This is a genomic window from Pacificoceanicola algae (assembly GCF_049341065.1).
Taxonomy (GTDB): Bacteria; Pseudomonadota; Alphaproteobacteria; order Rhodobacterales; family Rhodobacteraceae; genus Pacificoceanicola.
The window spans coordinates 1-17,613 of record NZ_JBMPIX010000007.1 but is presented as its reverse complement, the minus strand read 5'-3'; the positions used below and the strand labels follow the sequence as shown (position 1 = coordinate 17,613).

Here is a 17,613-nt window from a genome sequence, read left to right as displayed (position 1 = left end):
CGCATTCACTGGTCCGCAAATATCCCGGGGGGTCTGGGGGGCAGCGCCCCCCAGCGGATCGGGCGCGTCAGTGCCCGAAATCCCTCAGTTCTTTACAACCTTCGAAAGCTGCAAAAGAAACGATGGCTCAAGCGAAAAGTTCTCGACCCGGTCCGAGGTGACCGCATTCTGCTTCCAGTTGGCGACAAAGACCCAAGGCGCATCGTCCTGCACGATCACCTGCATCTGCTTGTAAAGTTCGGCGCGCTTGCCCTGATCTGTGGCAACCCGCGCCTCTTCCAGCAGCTTGTCGACCTCGGGGTTGGAATAATAGCCCGAGTTGAAACCGCCCGCGTCGGGCCATGCATCGGTGCGCAGCGCCAAATAGGGCAGGGTGTCCGGGTCGTTGGTCATCCATGCCATCTCGGCCATGTCTGCCTTGCCCTCAAGCCCCGGGTTTACTTCACCAAGGAAGGTGTTCCACTCATAGGTTTCGATGGTCACGTTAAGGCCGACAGCGGCCAGATCCGCCTGAATGGCTGTGCCCATCGCCACCGGATCCAGCATCCCCGAGCCGCCTTCGGTCACGTAGAATGTCAGCTCCGCCCCTTCGGCCCCGGCCTCGGCCAGTAGCGCCTTGGCCTTTTCGGGGTCATAGGGATAGGGATCCAGGGCCTCGTTATAGGCCCATGCAAAGGCTGGCGGGGTCGGGCCAGCGGCCACCTCGGCGGTTCCCTCCAGCACATCGTTCACCAGCGCCTCTTTGTTGATGGCGTAGTTCGCCGCCTGTCGGACTTTCTTGTCCGCAAAGGGGCCTTCCTTGGCGTTCAGGATCAGGAACCAGACGTGCGGTCCGGCCTGTTCGACCACATTGAAGCCATCGCCTTCGAACTGACCAAGCGAGGTGGGCGGCACTTCGACCATCATGTCGATGCCGCCTGCCAGCATTTCTGCCACGCGGGTGTTGGCATCGGTAATTGGCCGAAAGACAACCGCGTTGGTGCCCGCAGCATCGCCCCAGTAATCGGGGTTCTTTTCGATCACCACCGCTTCGTTCGAGCGCCATTCGGCAAACTTGAACGGCCCGGTGCCGGACGGGTTGCGGCCAAAGTCGGCGCCATTCGCTTCAACCGCGGCGGGCGAGACGATCAGTCCGGTCGGATAGGCAAGGTTTGACAGGAAGGGCGCATAGGGGCCGTTCAGCTTGAACTTGACGGTATATTCATCGACCACTTCGGTTTCCTGAACCGAGCCAAAGAAGAAGGCCAGCGGGAAGGGGCCGGTGTTGTGGTAGGGGTGATCTTCTTTCAGCATCCGGTCAAAGTTGAACTTGACCGCCTCGGCGTTGAAGGGTGTGCCATCGTGAAAGGTCACGTCATCGCGTAGGGTAAAGGTGTACTCGGACCCGTCCTCGGAAATCTCCCATGATGTGGCCAGCTGGGGTTCAACCTCCAGCGTGCCGGGCTTGTAGCGGACCAGACCCTCATAGACGTTCACCAGAATGCGAAAATCATTCACGGCGGTGACGGCGGCGGGATCGAGTGACTTCGGCTCGGCGATCTGGCCGACGATCAGCACGCCTTCGGGCGTCTGGGCCAGCGCAGGCGCGGTCAGCGTGCCAAGGGCAAGCGTCGATGTGGCGGCGGCCAGCAAGGTCCGGCGCGTCATGGTCAAAAGTTTCATCTTGGGCGACTCCCTGTCGGTTTATTTTGACTCCAAATTATCATGATAAATTGCACCGGTCAATTTTTCATGATAATTCAGGGCATCCCTGCTAAAAGAGTGCTCATGACTTACTCAATTCTTGTCCGAGATCCGCTCACCGGCGCCTTTGGCGGTGCTGCCACCACCGGAAGCCTATGCGTCGGAGGCTGGGTCTTGCGCGGGCGGCTTGGGGCGGGGCTTTCGGCCAGTCAGGGTGCAGCGCCGTCGACTTTCTGGGGCGAGGAGGTGCTCGACCGGTTGGCTTTGGGTCTGCCCGCAGATGAAGCGGTGATGGCCGTCACGCAACCGGACAGTGGCCGCGCACAGCGGCAGCTTTCGGCATTGGGCCAGCAGGGCGAAGGCGCCGCCTTTACCGGAGAGGACAACACCCCGGCCATGGGCCATCGGCTGATTGCGGGCGGGATCGTGGCGGGCAACCTTCTGGCCTCGGAGGCGGTTTTAGATGCGGTGGCCGAAGGCTATTCCGACGCGACGGGCGGTATTGCCGAGCGTCTGATCGCGGCCCTGCGCGCCGGCGAGTCGGCGGGCAGTGACAGCCGCGGATTGATGTCGGCCGCGCTCTTGGTTCTGCATCCTGCGCAGGCGCCGCTGACCTTGCGGGTAGACTATCACGAAAGCGATCCAATTGGCGCGCTGGACGATTTGCACAACAGGGCCACCAACGGACTATACGCGCAATGGGCCAAGCAGGTGCCCACGCAAAACGCGCCAGAGCAGGTTCTGAGCGCCGATTTCTTCAAGAATTAGCCCGCGAAGCGCAGTTCAAACAAGGCGCCCTGATCCGCGGGGATCGCGGCAATATCGGCCCGGTGTGCGTTCAGGATGGTCCGCGCGATAGCCAGCCCCATGCCGGTACCGTCGCTGTCGCGGCGGGTGGTGAAGAACGGCTCGAAGACATGCGGCAGGTTGCCGTTCGAGATACCGGCACCATTGTCCTGCACCCGCAATGTCACCCCGCCCGGCGATTTGGTCTGAGACAGCCGCAGGCTTGTCGCGCCATGGGCCTTGGCGTTGTGCAAGAGATGGCCGAGGACGATCTGCACCCCTTCTTTCGACAACGGCAGTTCCAAATCATCACCATCCAGAGCAATGTCGAGGTCATGATGGTCCATGCCGTCCAGCGCCTGGGCCAAGGTGCATTGGCCGATGTACCGCAGTTCGCGGGCACGGGCGGCGCGGCGCAGGGCCTCTAGCTGGGATTCGATCTGGCGACCGGCGCCGCCGATCCGGGCCACCAGTTGGCGATCCTCTTGGTTCAGCTCCGTGCCATCCTCCAGCAGTTCAACGGCGGCGCGGATGGCGGCAACGGGGGTCTTGATTTCGTGCGTGACGTGGTTGGAATAGCTGCGCATGTTGCTTTCCCGGTCGCGCAGGGTTTCGGCCATGTTCATCACGCTCAGCGCCGTGGCGTGCAATTCCCTGGTGCCGAAATGGGGCGGCGGATCGGCGGGGTCCTGAGGGGCGCTTTGGACCTGCGCGGCATAGGTCTGAAGCGCAGTGATCGGGCGCAGCAGAAGCCGCACCAGCAGCCAGCCCAGAATGGCCGTGCTGGCGGCGATGCCTGCGCCGAGCAGCAGTGCTGCCTTGCGATAGCCAATCTCGGGACCGAGATAGCGGAACACCACCAACCCGGCGAGCGAGATCACCAGTGTGCCGAACAACCCGCCGCCAAGGACAAGGCCCAGCGACGGTCGCCAGCCGCGCCTCATGCAGATCCCAGGCGCATGCCGACGCCGTGCACGGTTTCAATCGCGTCGGGCGCCCCCGCCTCGGCCAGCTTGCGCCGCAGGTTGCGCAGATGGCTGTCGAGCGTGCGGTCTGACACGGCGCTGTTGGCGCCCCAATGCGCCTCGACCAATTGGCGGCGCGAGCGGACCTGAGCCGGATAGCTGATCAGGTGGTCAAGCAGCGTGAACTCGGTCGAGGTCAGCGTCACCTCGGCCGCGCCGACCCAGACCCGATGCGCCGCGCGGTCCAGCCGCAGGGCACCGTGGACCACATCCTTGCGCTGTCCGGCGCCGTTGGTCCGCTTGAGGATGGCCCGCACCCGCGCCACCAATTCGCGCGGGCTGAATGGCTTGGTAACATAGTCATCGGCGCCCATCTCAAGGCCCAGAATGCGGTCAATCTCATCGTCGCGGGCGGTCAGAAACAAGATGGGTACGTCTGAGCCCGCCCGAACGCGGCGGCAAACCTCAAAGCCGTCCATTTCCGGCAGGCCGATGTCCAGAACGATCAGATCAGGCGCTTCGCGCGCGGCATGGGTCAGGGCGCTTTGCCCATCGTTGCCGGTGATCACGGCAAACTCGGCGCGCTCGAGTGCGATACGCACAAGGTCGCGCAGGCGTGGGTCGTCATCGACCAGAAGAATTTTCAAACCTGTCATCCTCATGCTTTTGGTTATTGCCCAACCGGCGTGGCGCCGAAAGTTCTTTTGTGCAAAGACCATGTCAGCCGCGCAATGCAGGCGGTGCGCAGCAGACGTGCAGAACTCGCGCAGATAGAACGCGTTTGACAGCTTTTTCGGGCAGTTCAGGTGACTGCAGAACGAACCTGATATTCCGGCGCGCGCCAGGCCTCGGATGTCATGACCTCGGCGATGATGTCGGCGGCGCGCAGAATGTCGTCGTCGTCCAAATAGAGCGGGGTGAAGCCAAAGCGTATGATGTCGGGCGCTCGGAAATCGCCGATCACGCCCCGGTCGATCAGCGCGCGCATCGCCGGATAGCCGTGCTCGAACGCGAAGGACACCTGCGAGCCGCGCAGGCTCGGGTCACGCGGTGAGGCCAGCGTCAATTGCGGGCAACGGGCCTCGACCTGCGCGATGAACAGTTCGGACAAACGAAGGGAGGCAGCGCGCGGGTCGGACATGTCAACGCCGTCCCAGGCGTCCAGCGCCGTGTCCAGAATGGCGAATTGCACGATCGCGGGCGTGCCGACGCGCAGGCGCTCGGTCGACATGGCGGGGCGGTACCCCGGTTCCATCGCGAAGGGGGCGGCATGGCCCAGCCAACCGGAAAGGACCGGGTCAACCCCTTCGATCAGATCCGGGCGGGCATAGATGAAGGCCGGCGCGCCGGGACCGCCATTGAGGTATTTGTAGGTGCAGCCCACCGCAAACTCAGCGTTCGAGGCCGTCAAATCTTAGGGCACCGCACCCGCGCTGTGGGCCAGTTTGGTCAGTGCCTGCATGTCATGCATGCGCCCATGGTCTTTGCCTCGGTCATTAGAATTCGCGGCAACCTAGGCTTGCTGGCTGGGGGCGTCCAGCGTCATTCCAGAGGGGTGGCGGTACTGGCCCGATTGATGAGTTTGACATCGACCAGTTCGATGGCGCTATCGGCGCGCTCTGCGGTTAGCGGGTCAAGCCGTTCCAGCAACAGATCCGCCGCGCGGCACCCCAGACGGCGACGGTCCTGCCGGATCGTGGTCAGCGCCGGGATGTAGAATTGCGACATCTCGATATCGTCAAAACCCACGACCGAGATGTCATGCGGCACGCGGATGCCAGCTTCGGTCAGGCCCGCGATCAGGCCAAAGGCAACCATGTCCGAGGCGCAAAAGACGGCGGTGGGGCGATCCTTCATGGCTCGGATCCGCGCCGCTGCATCATGGCCGGACTGCATCGAGAAATCGCCTCGGATGATCCATTCGGGCCGCGCGGGCAGGCCCAGCCGGTCGCGTTCCAGCAACACGCCTTCGCGCCGGGTGGCGGTCAGGACGTTGCCTTGTGGGCCCGTGATGTGGGCGATCTTGCTGTGGCCCAGTTCGTGCAGATGCTGGATGGCAAGCCGCGCCCCCTTTGCGTTGTCACTGCGCACGGAGGGCAGGGGGCAGTCATGGACCCATTCGCAGGCAAAGACGATCTTGCCCGAGGCACCGCTTGTTTCGAAGGTGTTCAATTGGGTCTGGCTCAAACCCCCATCCAACGAAATCATCCCGTCCACCCGGCCATCCAGAAAGTAGTCCACAAGACCGGCGTCATGATCGGCAAGTCCGTCTGTATCCTTGATCAGCACCGAGTAGTCGCTGTTCGAGAACCGCGCGCTGATGCCTGCCAGAATTTGCGAAAAGAACGGGTTCCCAAGGTTGGGTACAAGCACAAGCACGGCCCCCGCGCGCTGTTTGCGCAGGTTTCGCGCGGCTTGGTTGACGCGATAGCCGGTTGCCCGAATCGCCTCCTGCACAACCTTGCGGGTGGTCTCGGACAGGATGTCGGGGTTGGACAGTGCGCGGCTGACCGTTGCCGTGGATACTCCGGCCGCGCGGGCAACATCCTGAATTCGGACTGTTTTCTGTGCCATGTGATCCCGGTCCCTTTTGCGGTTCACGTATTCATCGAAAGGCAGGCCTTGACAAGTCGGGGCTTCCCGGAAAACCATATGTGTAATCGTTTTCAGGGGCAATTGCGCCGTCAGATGTAAACGATTACAACAGCGGTTCTGAAGAACGAAATTCAAACCGTCAAGATAAACGGGGTCTTTGTGAGAAGGGCCCAAGGGAGGATGAAGATGAAGACTCTTCGCACTGTTTTTGCGGTAACGACCGCACTTTGCACCGCAGGGGCCGTCTCGGCCGCTGACCTTGAGGTCACGCACTGGTGGACCTCGGGCGGCGAAGCTGCCGCCGTGGCCGAACTTGCCAAGGCGTTTGAGGCCAAGACTGAACATAAGTGGGTTGACGGCGCCATCGCCGGATCTGGCAACACCGCGCGCCCGATCATGATTTCGCGGATCACCGGCGGCGATCCGATGGCGGCCACCCAGTTCAACCATGGCCGTCAGGCCGAGGAACTGGTCGAGGCGGGCCTGATGCGCGACCTGACCGATATCGCAGAGGCAGGCAAGTGGCGTGAAGTCATCAACCCGCCCTCGTTGCTTGACGCCTGCACGGTCGATGGCAAGGTGTATTGCGCCCCTCTGAACATCCACTCTTGGCAGTGGCTCTGGCTGAGCCACAAGGCTTACGAAGACGCGGGCGTTGCGGTGCCGACCAACTGGGACGAATTCGTTGCCGCCGCCCCTGCGCTGATCGAGGCGGGCAAAGTCCCGATGGCCATGGGGCAGCAGGGCTGGCAGCAAAGTGGCGCATTCAATGTCATGATGATCTCGCTGCTGCCCAAGGATGTTTATCTTTCGGTCTATGGCGACAAGAACGCCGAGGTTGCCGCTGGCCCCGAAGTCGCGCGGATTTTCCAGGCGGCTGACAATGCGCGCAAGCTGTCGGCGGACTCGAACGTTCAGGACTGGAACCAGGCGACGAACATGGTGATCACCGGTCAGGCTGGTGGTCAGATCATGGGCGACTGGGCACAGGGTGAATTCCAGGTGGCCGGTCAGGTCGCAGGTCAGGACTATACTTGCCTTCCCGGTCTGGGCGTGAACAAGACGCTTCAGGCGGGCGGCGATGCCTTCTATTTCCCGGTCCTTGACGACCCGGAAATGTCTGCTGCACAGGGTGAATTGGCAGCCGTTCTTCTGGACCCGGAAACGCAGGTGGCCTTCAACCTCAAGAAGGGATCGCTTCCAGTGCGGGGCGATGTCGACCTGGCTGCTGCCAACGATTGCATGAAAAAGGGTCTGGATATCCTTGCTTCCGGCGACTCCATTCCTGATTTCAACCAGCTGGTTTCCTCGGATACACGCACGCAAATCGAAGAACTTTTTGTCGAGTTCTTTGCCGATGCCAGCATCACCGCGGAAGCCGCGCAAGAGCGCTTTGCCGCGATCATCGCTGACGCGGATTGATCTTTTGCTGATCGGGCCGGCCCCGTTTGGGTCGGCCCACCCATCCTGACCCTTCAAACATTTGATCGGGGGCGCCATGTCCGCTTCACGCCCGAACCAGCTGTTTCGCAACAAGACAGCCAAGATCGCTGCCATCCCGATGATCCTGACCGCCTTGGTCGTTTTCACCGGAGGCACCCTCTGGACCGTCGCTTACAGCTTTACCAAATCAAAACTGCTGCCCAAATGGTCCTTTGTCGGACTGGATCAATACGACCGGCTCTGGAGTTCGAACCGATGGGTCATGTCCATTGAAAACCTGTTCATTTACGGGTTGTTCATGCTGGTGCTCAGCTTTGTCATTGGCTTCCTTCTGGCGGCTTTGATGGATCAGAAAATCCGGTTCGAAAATACGTTTCGAACCATTGTCCTTTATCCGTTCGCGCTGTCCTTCATCGTGACCGGGCTGGTTTGGCAGTGGATCCTGAACCCCGATTTCGGCGTGCAACACATCGTTCAAAGCCTTGGATGGACCAGTTTTGAATTTGACCCGCTGTATAATTCTGACATCGCCATCTTCGGCATCATGATTGCCGGGCTCTGGCAGGGCTCGGGGCTGGTGATGGTGCTGATGCTTGCGGGGCTGCGCGGCATCGATCAGGACATCTGGAAGGCCTCCAAGGTTGACGGCATTCCGGCATGGAAAACCTATTTGTTCATCGTCATTCCAATGATGCGCCCGGTGTTCATCACCACGCTTGTGCTGGTCGCGAGTGGCATCATCAAGGTCTATGACCTTGTGGTGGCGCAGACCGGAGGAGGGCCGGGGATCTCCACCGAGATGCCTGCGAAATACGTCTATGACTACATGTTCGGCGGGCAGAACCTTGGGCAGGGCTTTGCCGCGTCGACGATGATGCTGCTGGCCGTGGCCGTGGTCATTATCCCTTGGGCTTACCTCGAATTTGGGAGCAAGAACCGTGGCTGATCCTGCAAACCTGTCCGGCGCGGTGATCGCCGCCGATCGCGCTGCGGATGCGCTGAGCGGTCCGACCGGACCGCGCCCGCGCAAAGCCTTGACCCGCGCCAATATCTTTATCTACGGCACATTGATCGTGGTGGCGCTGTACTACCTGCTGCCGCTCTATGTGATGGTCGTCACCTCGCTCAAGGGGATGCCGGAAATCCGAATGGGCAATATCTTTTCCCCGCCGATGGAGATCACCTTTGAGCCTTGGGTCAAGGCCTGGTCCGAGGCCTGCACCGGGCTGAATTGTGACGGGCTAAGCCGCGGGTTCTGGAATTCGGTCCGGATTTCCGTGCCGTCGGTGATCGCCTCGATCGTGATTGCCAGCGTCAATGGATATGCCCTGGCCAACTGGCGGTTCAAAGGCGCGGACCTGTTCTTTACCATCCTGATTTTCGGTGCCTTCATTCCCTATCAGGTCATGCTGTACCCGATCGTGATCCTGCTGCGCGAGATTGGGCTTTACGGGTCGCTGAGCGGGCTGATCCTAGTGCATACAATCTTTGGCATGCCGATCTTGACGCTGCTGTTCCGCAACTACTTTACCTCGCTCCCCGAGGAATTGTTCAAGGCGGCGCGTGTCGACGGGGCGGGATTCTGGCAGATCTATTTCCAGATCATGCTGCCCATGTCTCTGCCGATCTTCGTTGTCGCGATGATCCTGCAAGTCACTGGGATCTGGAACGATTTCCTGTTCGGCGTGGTCTATACCAAGCCCGACCTTTACCCGATGACGGTACAGCTGAACAACATCGTCAACTCGGTTCAGGGGGTCAAGGAATACAATGTCAACATGGCGGCGACGCTACTGACCGGGCTGGTGCCGCTGGTCATCTACTTTGTCTCTGGAAAACTATTCGTGCGCGGCATCGCTGCGGGCGCGGTCAAAGGCTGAACTCATGACACGCACAGAACCCAGTATCTCGATCAAGAACCTCAAGCTCAGCTTTGGCGCAGTCGAGGTTCTGAAGAACCTCAATATCGACGTGGAGCAGGGTGAGTTCATCGTTCTGCTCGGCTCCTCCGGCTGTGGCAAGTCCACCTTGCTCAATTGTATCGCCGGGTTGCTGGATGTGACCGACGGTCAGATTCACATCGGCGGGCGCAACGTGACGTGGGAAGAACCCAGCAAGCGTGGCATCGGCATGGTGTTTCAAAGCTATGCCCTCTACCCGCAAATGACGGTTGAAGGGAACCTGGCCTTCGGGTTGAAGAACGCCGGATTGCCGAAGCACGAGATCAAAGAGAAGATCGCGCATGCGGCCAAGGTCCTGCAGATCGAACCGCTGCTAAAGCGCAAGCCCGGCGCCCTGTCCGGGGGGCAGCGTCAACGGGTGGCGATCGGCCGGGCCTTGGTGCGGGATGTCGATGTGTTCCTGTTCGACGAACCTTTGTCCAACCTCGACGCAAAGCTGCGCGCCGATCTGCGGGTCGAGATCAAGCAGCTGCATGCGACCCTTGGTAACACGATGATCTACGTGACCCACGATCAGGTCGAAGCGATGACGCTTGCCGACCGGATCGCGATCATGAGGGGCGGGCATGTGCTGCAATTCGCCTCGCCGCATGAAATCTACAACCATCCCTCCTGTTTGTACGTGGCGCAGTTCATTGGCTCACCTTCGATGAACTTCATAGAAGGCACGGTGACCGAGGGACAGTTTGCTTCGGATCTCGGGAACATCGCATTGGAAGGGTACGCCTTTGCGGGCGATGTGAGCATGGCACCCGCCCTGTTCGGCATTCGCCCCGAGCATATCGTCAGCGGCGCCGAGGCTGAGACAATGCCCGTGCGTCTGGACAGCACCGTCGAGCTGGTCGAGCCTTTGGGGTCCGACACTTTAGCGCGGGTGACGGTTGGAAATCAGGCCATGTGGGTGCGGTTGGATGGGCAGGCCACCATCCGCCGCGGTCAGGCTTTGCCGATCGGGTTCAGCCCGTCGCGCGCCCATCTTTTCGACAAAACAAGTGAAGCACGCCTGTAACGGCATAATAGGACAATGACTATGGATGCATCTTTTCAACTTTACTCCGCGCGCAACGGTGGCTCTTGGGCGGATACGCTGAAACTGCTGGCTGATCTGGGCTATACGCAGGTCGAGGGGTTCGGCGGAAGCTACGAAGACCCGGCCGCCTTCAAAGCTCTGCTCGATGCCAATGGGCTTAGCATGCCTTCGGGGCATTTCTTCCCGGTGGGTTCCTTCGAGGACGGGCTGGAACAGTCACTGGACACGGCTCGGACATTGGGCATGAACCGTGTCTTCTGCCCCGCGCCGGAAGATGATCTGCGGACCGATACGCCCGATCTTGCTGCATGGAAAGCCATCGCTGCGCGGCTGGAAACCGCCGCGAAAAAGGTCAAGGATGCTGGCTTTGCCTTCGGGTGGCACAACCATCACTGGGAGTTCATGGGCGACAGCCCCGCGATGGACATCTTGCTGACCGAGGCCCCCTCGATCGACTGGGAAATGGACGTGGCCTGGGTTGTACGTGGCGGCGGCGACCCGCTGGAATGGATCGAGAAGTACAGGGGGCGCATTACCACGGCGCATATCAAGGATATTGCCCGAGCGGGCGAATGTCTGGACGAGGATGGCTGGGCCGATGTCGGCCAAGGCACGATGGATTGGGCCGGCATCATGCAAGCCCTGCGCGCTGCGGGCGTCGATCTGTTCGTTATGGAACATGACAAACCCTCGGACATTGAGCGTTTCGCCAAACGGTCCATCGAAGCTTTCAAGGGATACTGAGACATGAGCACATTGGGAGTAGGCGTGATCGGCTGCGGCAACATCTCGGCTGCGTACATGAAACTCGCGCCACTGTTCAAAGGCATCGAGATGCGGGCCTGCGCGGATATCAGCGAAGCAGCTGCCAAGGCGCGGGCTGAGGAATTCGGCCTGCGGGTGGAAACCGTGGAGGGTTTGCTGGCCTCGGACGACATTGATATCATCGTCAACCTGACCGTGCCTGCTGCGCATTTCGAAGTGTCCAAGCACATTCTGGAAGCGGGCAAACACAGCTATTCGGAAAAGCCCTTTGTCTTGACGCTGGACGAGGGCGAGGCCTTGCGCAAACTGGCGGCAGAAAAGGGCCTGCGTGTGGGCTCGGCCCCCGACACATTCATGGGCGGGGCGCACCAACTGGCGCGCGCAGTTCTGGACGAAGGCACCATCGGCAAGGTCATCGGCGGCACCTGCCACGTCATGTCCTTTGGCATGGAGCATTGGCACCCGAACCCGGACTTCTTCTTTCAGCCCGGTGGCGGACCGATCCTTGATCTGGGGCCCTATTACATCACCAACCTCGTGCAGTTGATCGGCCCGATCAAAGCCGTGGCCGCAATGACCGGCAAGGGATCAGAGCGACGCACCATTTCCAATGGCCCGCGCGATGGCGAGATGGTCCCGGTGGACACGCCGACCAATATTCACGCGCTGCTTGAATTTCAGAACGGCGCCATCGTGACACTGGGCGCAAGCTGGGACGTCAAGGCGCATCGCCATGAAAACATGGAACTTTACGGGCTTGATGGCTCGCTCTATGTTCCCGATCCGAACTTTTTCGGCGGCGATATCCTGTTGGCAACACCCGACGGCGCCGAAGCCTTGGAGGGGCGCGGTCATCCCCTTGCCGTGAACAACATCGAAGACGGGCGCGGGAACCCACGGGCAAATTATCGCTGTGCAGGACTTGCCGATATGGCACAGGGCATTCTTGAGGGACGCCCGCACCGCTGCTCGCAGGAACTGGCCACACATGTGGTTGAAGTCATGACCGCGATCCTTCAAGCCGGAGAAGACCGCTCTTGGGTCACAATGACAACCACTTGCGATCGGCCTCAGGCGCTCAGCCCCGAGGGCGCGCAGGCCCTCTTGGCATAAGGAAACAAGCAGATGGTTTGGCAGGCTTCAGACAATCGATACGACACGATGCAATATCGCCGCTGCGGGCGCTCGGGACTGAAACTGCCGGTCATCTCGCTAGGCCTTTGGCACAACTTTGGCGATGACACCCCGCATCAGGTCAAACGCGAGATCTGCCACGCGGCGTTTGACGCGGGCATCACCCATTTCGATCTGGCCAACAACTATGGCCCAGAGCCGGGTGCAGCGGAACTGGCCTTTGGGGAAATCCTGCGCACGGATTTTGCCCCCTACCGGGACGAGCTGATCATCAGCTCCAAGGCGGGCTATGGCATGTGGCCCGGCCCATACGGCGAATGGGGCAGCCGCAAGTATCTGGTCGCCTCGTGCGACCAGTCGCTGAAACGTATGGGGCTGGACTACGTCGATATCTTCTATTCCCACCGCTTTGATCCTGACACGCCCTTGGAAGAAACCATGATGGCGCTTGATCATATTGTGCGTTCGGGGCGGGCGCTTTATGTGGGGATTTCATCCTATAATGCAGCAAGAACCCGCGAAGCGGCGGCGATCCTGAAAGATCTGGGCACGCCGTGCCTGATTCACCAACCATCGTATTCGATGATCAACCGCTGGGTCGAAGACGACGGTTTGCTGGATGCGCTGGACGATCTGGGCATCGGCTCGATCGCCTTTACGCCGTTGGCGCAGGGGATGCTGACCAAGAAATACCTAGGCGGTATCCCGGAAGGCAGCCGCGCCGCACAGGGGAAATCGCTGCCCGAAGGGTTCCTGAGCGACGAGGTTCTGGGCCGCATCCGCGCGTTGAATGCCATCGCTGAACGGCGCGGGCAGACGCTGGCGCAGATGGCGCTGGCATGGGTGTTGCGCGGCGAGAGGGTGACAACTGCCCTGATCGGCGCCTCCCGGCCGTCGCAGGTTCTGGACTGTGTAGGCGCCGTGGAAAATCTGCAGTTTTCCGACGCGGAACTGGCCGAGATCGATCAATACGCGCTGGATGCCAATGTGAACCTCTGGGCCGCCTCTGCCGAGCGGGAAGGCCCGGCGCGGTGAAAGCCTTTGTGGAAATAATGGATGTCGAAAGCCAGCAGGTGCAAACCCTGCTGGCCACGGACTGCCATGTTGAGGCGCCCAACTGGACGCCCGATGGCAACGCGCTGATTGTCAACGCGCAGGGGCGGTTGTTTCGCGTGCCCCTGGAGGCGCCAGAACTGCTTCCGGTTGATACTGGACTTGACCAGTTGAACAATGATCACGGGATTTCGCCTGATGGCCGCGTGTTGGCGATCAGCGACAAAACCGAGACGGGAAAATCCTGTATATACACCCTTCCGGTGGGGGGAGGGACGCCCAAGCGCGTCACACCCAAGGTTCCTAGCTGGTGGCATGGCTGGTCGCCTGACGGAAAGCGGCTTTGCTATACCTGTGTGCGAAATGGCGATTTTGGCATCGCCACCTGTGCCTTGGATGGCGGCGACGAACAGGTGCTGGTCACCAGCCCGCACCACTATGACGGACCCGACTACACCCCCGACGGTCAGCACATCTGGTTCAATTCGGATCGCGGCGGCGGCATGGCGCTTTGGCGGATGCGCGTTGACGGCAGCGACCCGCAACCAATGACCCATAGCGACACCGTGGACTGGTTCCCGCATCCGTCGCCGGACGGGCGGCACATCCTCTATCTGGCCTATCCCCCCGGCACCAAAGGCCACCCGTTTGGTCGTCAAGTCGACCTGCGCCTTATGCCAGCCGAGGGCGGCCCGTCGCGCGGCCTGACCACGCTTTTTGGCGGCCAGGGCACGCTGAACGTGCCCTGCTGGGCCCAGGACAGCCGCCGTTTTGCCTATGTCCGCTATCACGAGACCACTTGAAGAGTAGGAGACCGAAATGCCCGGAATGATCAAAGGCCCCGCGCTGTTCCTTGCCCAGTTCGCGGGCGATGATGCGCCATTCAACTCTCTGGAAAATATCACGAAATGGGCGGCGGGCCTTGGCTATAAGGGCGTGCAGATCCCAACCTTCGACGCGCGCCTGTTCGATCTGGACAAGGCCGCAGACAGCGACACCTATTGCGACGAGATCAAGGGCATCTGCGCCGACGCAGGTGTGCAGATCACCGAGCTTTCGACCCACCTGCAAGGCCAGCTTGTCGCCGTGAACCCGGCCTATGATGCAGCCTTTGACGCCTTCGCCCCGGCTGCGGTGCATGGCAACCCCAAGGCGAGGCAGGCATGGGCGGTGGATCAGGTGAAAAAGGCGGCGGTCGCCTCGCGGCGCCTTGGCCTCGACACCACGGTCAGCTTTACCGGCTCTCTCGCCTTTCCGTTCCTCTACCCTTGGCCGCAGCGCCCCGCTGGGTTGGTAGAAGAGGCTTTTGCCGAACTGGCGCGGCGTTGGATGCCGATTTTTGATCATTACGAGGAAAACGGGGTCGATATCGGCTTTGAAATCCATCCGGGAGAGGATGTGTTCGACGGCGCCAGTTGGGAGATGTTCCTTGACGCTTGCAAGGGGCACACCCGCTGCCGGATCAACTATGACCCCAGCCATTTCCTGCTGCAATGCATGGACTACCTGCAATTCATCGACATTTATCACGAGCGCATCTGCGCCTTTCACGTCAAGGATGCCGAGTTCAACCCGGATGGCCGTCAGGGGGTCTATTCCGGCTACCAGCCTTGGCTGGGCCGTGCGGGCCGCTTCCGCAGCCTTGGTGACGGGCAGGTGGATTTCGGCGCGATTTTCTCGCGTCTTGCCACGCATGGCTATGACAGTTGGGCCGTGCTGGAATGGGAATGCTGCTTGAAATCACCCGAGCAGGGCGCCGCCGAAGGCGCGCCGTTCATCGAGCAGCACATCATCGAAGTGACGGACAGGGCGTTTGACGATTTCGCCGGGGGCGAGACGGATATGGACGCCATCCGCAAAATGCTGGGGACCGCATAATGAAACTGAAACTTGGCATGGTCGGCGGCGGACAGGGGGCCTTTATTGGCGGTGTACACCGGATCGCCGCGCGTATTGATGGGCAATGGGAACTGATCGCCGGGGCTTTGTCCTCCGATGCCGAGCGGGCCAAGGCATCGGCCTCGGATCTGGGGATCGCCCCAGAGCGGGCCTATACCGATTACGAAGACATGGCCAAGGCCGAGGCAGCACGGAGTGATGGCATCGACGCCGTGGCTATCGTCACGCCAAACCACATGCACGCAGGGCCAGCCGTGGCCTTCCTGCGGGCCGGGATCCATGTGATCTGCGACAAACCCCTGGCGGCCACGCCCGAGCAAGCTGAGGAGATCGCCAAGGCGCAGCGCGACAGCGGCAAGCTGTTCATCCTGACGCACAATTACACCGGCTATCCGCTGGTCCGCCAAGCGCGCGAGATGGTGGCGCGCGGGGATTTGGGCGAATTGCGCGTGGTGCATGTAGAGTACGTTCAGGATTGGCTGGCCGAGGAGACCACTGGCAAACAGGCCGATTGGCGCGTCGATCCGCAGCGGTCCGGGGCCGGGGGCTGCGTGGGCGACATTGGCACACATGCCTTCAATCTCGCATCATTCGTGACGGGCTTGAAAACCGATAAGCTGGCGGCAGATTTGCAAGCCTTCGTGCCGGGACGGCAGGTGGATGACAACGTGCATGTGATGCTGCGCTTTGCAGGCGGCGCACGCGGAATGCTCTGGGCCTCTCAGGTGGCGGTGGGTAATGAAAACGCACTGCGGCTGCGGGTGCATGGAACCCAGGGCGGCATCGAATGGGCGCAGGAAAATCCCAACGTCATGACCTTCACCCGCTTTGGGCAGCCCAAGCAGATTTTGACCCGCGGCGGCGCTGGATCAACCGAGGCAGGGAACCGCGTGACCCGCATTCCACCCGGCCATCCCGAGGGCTATCTTGAGGGATTTGCCACGATCTACAACGAAGCCGCAGCAATGATCCGCCACGCGGACCGCGGCGAAGCCTTGCCCAAAGGGCTGCACGCCCCGAATATAACGGATGGCCTGGAGGGGATGCATTTTATTTCAGCCTGTATCGCATCCTCAAAGGCGGATGGCGTCTGGACGCCGCTTGGGTAAAACACGTACCCTCGTGTCAAACAACTTGCGGCGCAATGGTCTGCAACACGGCCTGAGCACGCAAAAAGGGCGGCGCATAAGCACCGCCCTTCACATGATTTCACTCGGCCCTTAACGCCGCGATGTCAGCGCCATACCAATCAGCACGCCAACGCCCAAGGCACCGGCAACTGCCAGACCGGGGTTGCTTTTTACAGCGCGCTCGGCCTCATCACGGGCAGCACCGATTTGCTCCTTGCCGCGCTCGAACTCATATTCGGCCCGGTCCCGTGCATTATGCGCGGCGCTGGTTGCGCGCTCGCGCACGTCATACACAGAATCCTTCGCCGTTTCCGCAACGTGTTTGGCCTTGTCCGCCACCGACTTTGCATCAAGGTTGCCGGTGATCTGAGTTTCCGGGTCCATTGGATGAACGGTTGTCATGTCATGTCTCCTTTTTCAGGTGCTTCACCTTACCAACGGATGAGCGGCGCTAAGGTTCCGCGGGAACTTTTTGGCTTACCGGCGGTTAAGCCATCAGAACTCAGATCAACCGAAAGGATAAGACAATGCTGTACTGGGCTGTAATCTTCTTTGTGGTCGCGATCATCGCGGGTGTCTTTGGATTTGGGGGCATTGCATCGGCTTCTGCAGGTGTGGCGCAGGTCCTGTTCTTCCTGTTCCTGATCCTCTTCGTCGTCGCCATGGTGGCCCGCGCGCTGCGCGGTCGCACACCTTAAACGAACAACATGAATGGTTTGGAAACGGGGCCAATGCGGCCCCGTTTTTTGTTGGCATTTCAACGCGATCGGGCCATCGGCGTTGGTTGTTCAAGACGAAAACCTTTCAGGAAGTTATTGTGAAAGACGCACTGAATGTCGTTCTCAGCGTTGATGACGTATCAACAGGCGTGCGCGACACGCATACAATTTCTGACGGGCTGTCGGATACCCAGGCGCTACTTCGCACGCTTCGCAAAGTTGAGATAATAACTCAAACAACTGTTTTTATTGGGTTTTTGCGGTGCCCCGGGGGCGGGAAATTGAATGCGGCCTCCGCCAGTTTACAATTTCACACAAACAACTGAAATACAACGAAAAATTACCAAATTCAATCAGTGTGAAATCATGGAATTAGGTGTTTGATCCCACGGTTTGATGGTGTGATCCTTTCGTTGGAATGGAAGGAGACCTTATGGGACAAGTTCGTCA

Annotated in this window: 18 protein-coding genes and 1 pseudogene; 13 read left to right on the top strand and 6 right to left on the bottom strand. The window is 60.5% G+C overall.

The window, feature by feature from the left end; translation table 11 throughout:
* Window positions 1–84: 84 nt before the first annotated feature.
* The gene (locus tag ACOYQJ_RS12200; RefSeq protein ID WP_422906301.1) at window positions 85–1,662 is read right to left on the bottom strand and encodes an ABC transporter substrate-binding protein; all 1,578 of its coding nucleotides are present in this window, start codon (window positions 1,660–1,662) and stop codon (window positions 85–87) included.
* Between the two features lie 105 nt (window positions 1,663–1,767).
* Here ACOYQJ_RS12200 and ACOYQJ_RS12195 point away from each other — a divergent pair, with 105 nt between their 5' ends.
* Window positions 1,768–2,451: a DUF1028 domain-containing protein gene (locus tag ACOYQJ_RS12195; protein ID WP_422906300.1), complete on the top strand. Its 684-nt coding sequence runs from the start codon at window positions 1,768–1,770 to the stop codon at window positions 2,449–2,451.
* Here ACOYQJ_RS12195 and ACOYQJ_RS12190 read toward each other — a convergent pair.
* From ACOYQJ_RS12190 to ACOYQJ_RS12175, 4 genes and pseudogenes are all read right to left on the bottom strand, one after another.
* Window positions 2,448–3,413, bottom strand: a complete 966-nt coding sequence (locus tag ACOYQJ_RS12190; RefSeq protein ID WP_422906299.1) for a sensor histidine kinase — start codon at window positions 3,411–3,413, stop codon at window positions 2,448–2,450. The genes ACOYQJ_RS12195 and ACOYQJ_RS12190 overlap by 4 nt on opposite strands.
* Window positions 3,410–4,081: a response regulator transcription factor gene (locus tag ACOYQJ_RS12185; protein WP_422906298.1), complete on the bottom strand. Its 672-nt coding sequence runs from the start codon at window positions 4,079–4,081 to the stop codon at window positions 3,410–3,412. The genes ACOYQJ_RS12190 and ACOYQJ_RS12185 overlap by 4 nt, the downstream gene beginning before the upstream one ends.
* 155 nt (window positions 4,082–4,236) lie before the next feature.
* Window positions 4,237–4,911: pseudogene (locus tag ACOYQJ_RS12180) on the bottom strand (aminotransferase class V-fold PLP-dependent enzyme); the annotation flags it as partial.
* Between the two features lie 65 nt (window positions 4,912–4,976).
* Window positions 4,977–6,008: a LacI family DNA-binding transcriptional regulator gene (locus ACOYQJ_RS12175; RefSeq protein WP_422906297.1), complete on the bottom strand. Its 1,032-nt coding sequence runs from the start codon at window positions 6,006–6,008 to the stop codon at window positions 4,977–4,979.
* 207 nt (window positions 6,009–6,215) lie between these two features.
* Between ACOYQJ_RS12175 and ACOYQJ_RS12170 the strand changes: the two genes are divergently transcribed.
* The 10 genes from ACOYQJ_RS12170 to ACOYQJ_RS12125 all read left to right on the top strand — a co-directional run bounded on the left by ACOYQJ_RS12170 (window position 6,216) and on the right by ACOYQJ_RS12125 (window position 16,423).
* Entirely contained in the window at window positions 6,216–7,451 is a 1,236-nt protein-coding gene (locus ACOYQJ_RS12170; RefSeq protein WP_422906296.1) for an ABC transporter substrate-binding protein, read from the top strand.
* 76 nt (window positions 7,452–7,527) lie between these two features.
* On the top strand, window positions 7,528–8,418 hold the full coding sequence (locus ACOYQJ_RS12165) for a carbohydrate ABC transporter permease (protein WP_422906295.1): 891 nt from the start codon (window positions 7,528–7,530) through the stop codon (window positions 8,416–8,418).
* 22 nt (window positions 8,419–8,440) lie between these two features.
* Entirely contained in the window at window positions 8,441–9,352 is a 912-nt protein-coding gene (locus tag ACOYQJ_RS12160) for a carbohydrate ABC transporter permease (RefSeq protein WP_422906481.1), read from the top strand.
* Between the two features lie 4 nt (window positions 9,353–9,356).
* Entirely contained in the window at window positions 9,357–10,442 is a 1,086-nt protein-coding gene (locus ACOYQJ_RS12155; RefSeq protein ID WP_422906294.1) for an ABC transporter ATP-binding protein, read from the top strand.
* A gap of 21 nt (window positions 10,443–10,463) precedes the next feature.
* A complete protein-coding gene (locus ACOYQJ_RS12150; RefSeq protein ID WP_422906293.1) occupies window positions 10,464–11,207 on the top strand; it encodes a sugar phosphate isomerase/epimerase family protein in 744 nt (247 codons plus the stop codon).
* 3 nt (window positions 11,208–11,210) lie between these two features.
* Complete coding sequence (locus ACOYQJ_RS12145; protein WP_422906292.1) at window positions 11,211–12,341, top strand: Gfo/Idh/MocA family protein; 1,131 nt, start codon at window positions 11,211–11,213, stop codon at window positions 12,339–12,341.
* A gap of 12 nt (window positions 12,342–12,353) precedes the next feature.
* Window positions 12,354–13,397 (top strand): L-glyceraldehyde 3-phosphate reductase, encoded by a 1,044-nt coding sequence (gene mgrA, locus ACOYQJ_RS12140; RefSeq protein ID WP_422906291.1) that lies wholly within the window; start codon window positions 12,354–12,356, stop codon window positions 13,395–13,397.
* Window positions 13,398–13,414: 17 nt separating this feature from the next.
* Complete coding sequence (locus ACOYQJ_RS12135) at window positions 13,415–14,218, top strand: TolB family protein (protein WP_422906480.1); 804 nt, start codon at window positions 13,415–13,417, stop codon at window positions 14,216–14,218.
* A 16-nt stretch (window positions 14,219–14,234) separates the two neighbouring features.
* Window positions 14,235–15,293, top strand: a complete 1,059-nt coding sequence (locus ACOYQJ_RS12130) for a sugar phosphate isomerase/epimerase family protein (RefSeq protein WP_422906290.1) — start codon at window positions 14,235–14,237, stop codon at window positions 15,291–15,293.
* The gene (locus tag ACOYQJ_RS12125; protein ID WP_422906289.1) at window positions 15,293–16,423 is read left to right on the top strand and encodes a Gfo/Idh/MocA family protein; all 1,131 of its coding nucleotides are present in this window, start codon (window positions 15,293–15,295) and stop codon (window positions 16,421–16,423) included. Before ACOYQJ_RS12130 ends, ACOYQJ_RS12125 begins: the two co-directional genes overlap by 1 nt.
* Window positions 16,424–16,534: 111 nt before the next feature.
* Here ACOYQJ_RS12125 and ACOYQJ_RS12120 read toward each other — a convergent pair whose 3' ends face one another.
* Window positions 16,535–16,846 carry an ElaB/YgaM/YqjD family protein gene (locus ACOYQJ_RS12120; RefSeq protein WP_422906288.1) on the bottom strand — a complete coding sequence of 104 codons (312 nt, stop codon included), beginning with the start codon at window positions 16,844–16,846 and terminating at the stop codon, window positions 16,535–16,537.
* 125 nt (window positions 16,847–16,971) lie between these two features.
* On the opposite strand from ACOYQJ_RS12120, the gene ACOYQJ_RS12115 reads away from it, so the two are divergent.
* Window positions 16,972–17,142 carry a DUF1328 domain-containing protein gene (locus ACOYQJ_RS12115; protein WP_422906287.1) on the top strand — a complete coding sequence of 57 codons (171 nt, stop codon included), beginning with the start codon at window positions 16,972–16,974 and terminating at the stop codon, window positions 17,140–17,142.
* A 119-nt stretch (window positions 17,143–17,261) separates the two neighbouring features.
* Complete coding sequence (locus ACOYQJ_RS12110; RefSeq protein ID WP_422906286.1) at window positions 17,262–17,489, top strand: hypothetical protein; 228 nt, start codon at window positions 17,262–17,264, stop codon at window positions 17,487–17,489.
* Window positions 17,490–17,613 lie beyond the last annotated feature (124 nt).

Excerpts from the sequence above, each read along its gene's own strand:
- ACOYQJ_RS12200 (WP_422906301.1), bottom strand. The coding sequence starts at position 1,662 with ATGAAACTTTTGACCATGACGCGCCGGACCTTGCTGGCCGCCGCCACA.
- ACOYQJ_RS12195 (WP_422906300.1), top strand. The coding sequence starts at position 1,768 with ATGACTTACTCAATTCTTGTCCGAGATCCGCTCACCGGCGCCTTTGGC.
- ACOYQJ_RS12190 (WP_422906299.1), bottom strand. The coding sequence starts at position 3,413 with ATGAGGCGCGGCTGGCGACCGTCGCTGGGCCTTGTCCTTGGCGGCGGG.
- ACOYQJ_RS12175 (WP_422906297.1), bottom strand. The coding sequence starts at position 6,008 with ATGGCACAGAAAACAGTCCGAATTCAGGATGTTGCCCGCGCGGCCGGA.
- ACOYQJ_RS12170 (WP_422906296.1), top strand. The coding sequence starts at position 6,216 with ATGAAGACTCTTCGCACTGTTTTTGCGGTAACGACCGCACTTTGCACC.
- ACOYQJ_RS12165 (WP_422906295.1), top strand. The coding sequence starts at position 7,528 with ATGTCCGCTTCACGCCCGAACCAGCTGTTTCGCAACAAGACAGCCAAG.
- ACOYQJ_RS12155 (WP_422906294.1), top strand. The coding sequence starts at position 9,357 with ATGACACGCACAGAACCCAGTATCTCGATCAAGAACCTCAAGCTCAGC.
- ACOYQJ_RS12150 (WP_422906293.1), top strand. The coding sequence starts at position 10,464 with ATGGATGCATCTTTTCAACTTTACTCCGCGCGCAACGGTGGCTCTTGG.
- ACOYQJ_RS12145 (WP_422906292.1), top strand. The coding sequence starts at position 11,211 with ATGAGCACATTGGGAGTAGGCGTGATCGGCTGCGGCAACATCTCGGCT.
- mgrA (WP_422906291.1), top strand. The coding sequence starts at position 12,354 with ATGGTTTGGCAGGCTTCAGACAATCGATACGACACGATGCAATATCGC.
- ACOYQJ_RS12135 (WP_422906480.1), top strand. The coding sequence starts at position 13,415 with ATGGATGTCGAAAGCCAGCAGGTGCAAACCCTGCTGGCCACGGACTGC.
- ACOYQJ_RS12130 (WP_422906290.1), top strand. The coding sequence starts at position 14,235 with ATGCCCGGAATGATCAAAGGCCCCGCGCTGTTCCTTGCCCAGTTCGCG.
- ACOYQJ_RS12125 (WP_422906289.1), top strand. The coding sequence starts at position 15,293 with ATGAAACTGAAACTTGGCATGGTCGGCGGCGGACAGGGGGCCTTTATT.
- ACOYQJ_RS12120 (WP_422906288.1), bottom strand. The coding sequence starts at position 16,846 with ATGACAACCGTTCATCCAATGGACCCGGAAACTCAGATCACCGGCAAC.
- ACOYQJ_RS12115 (WP_422906287.1), top strand. The coding sequence starts at position 16,972 with ATGCTGTACTGGGCTGTAATCTTCTTTGTGGTCGCGATCATCGCGGGT.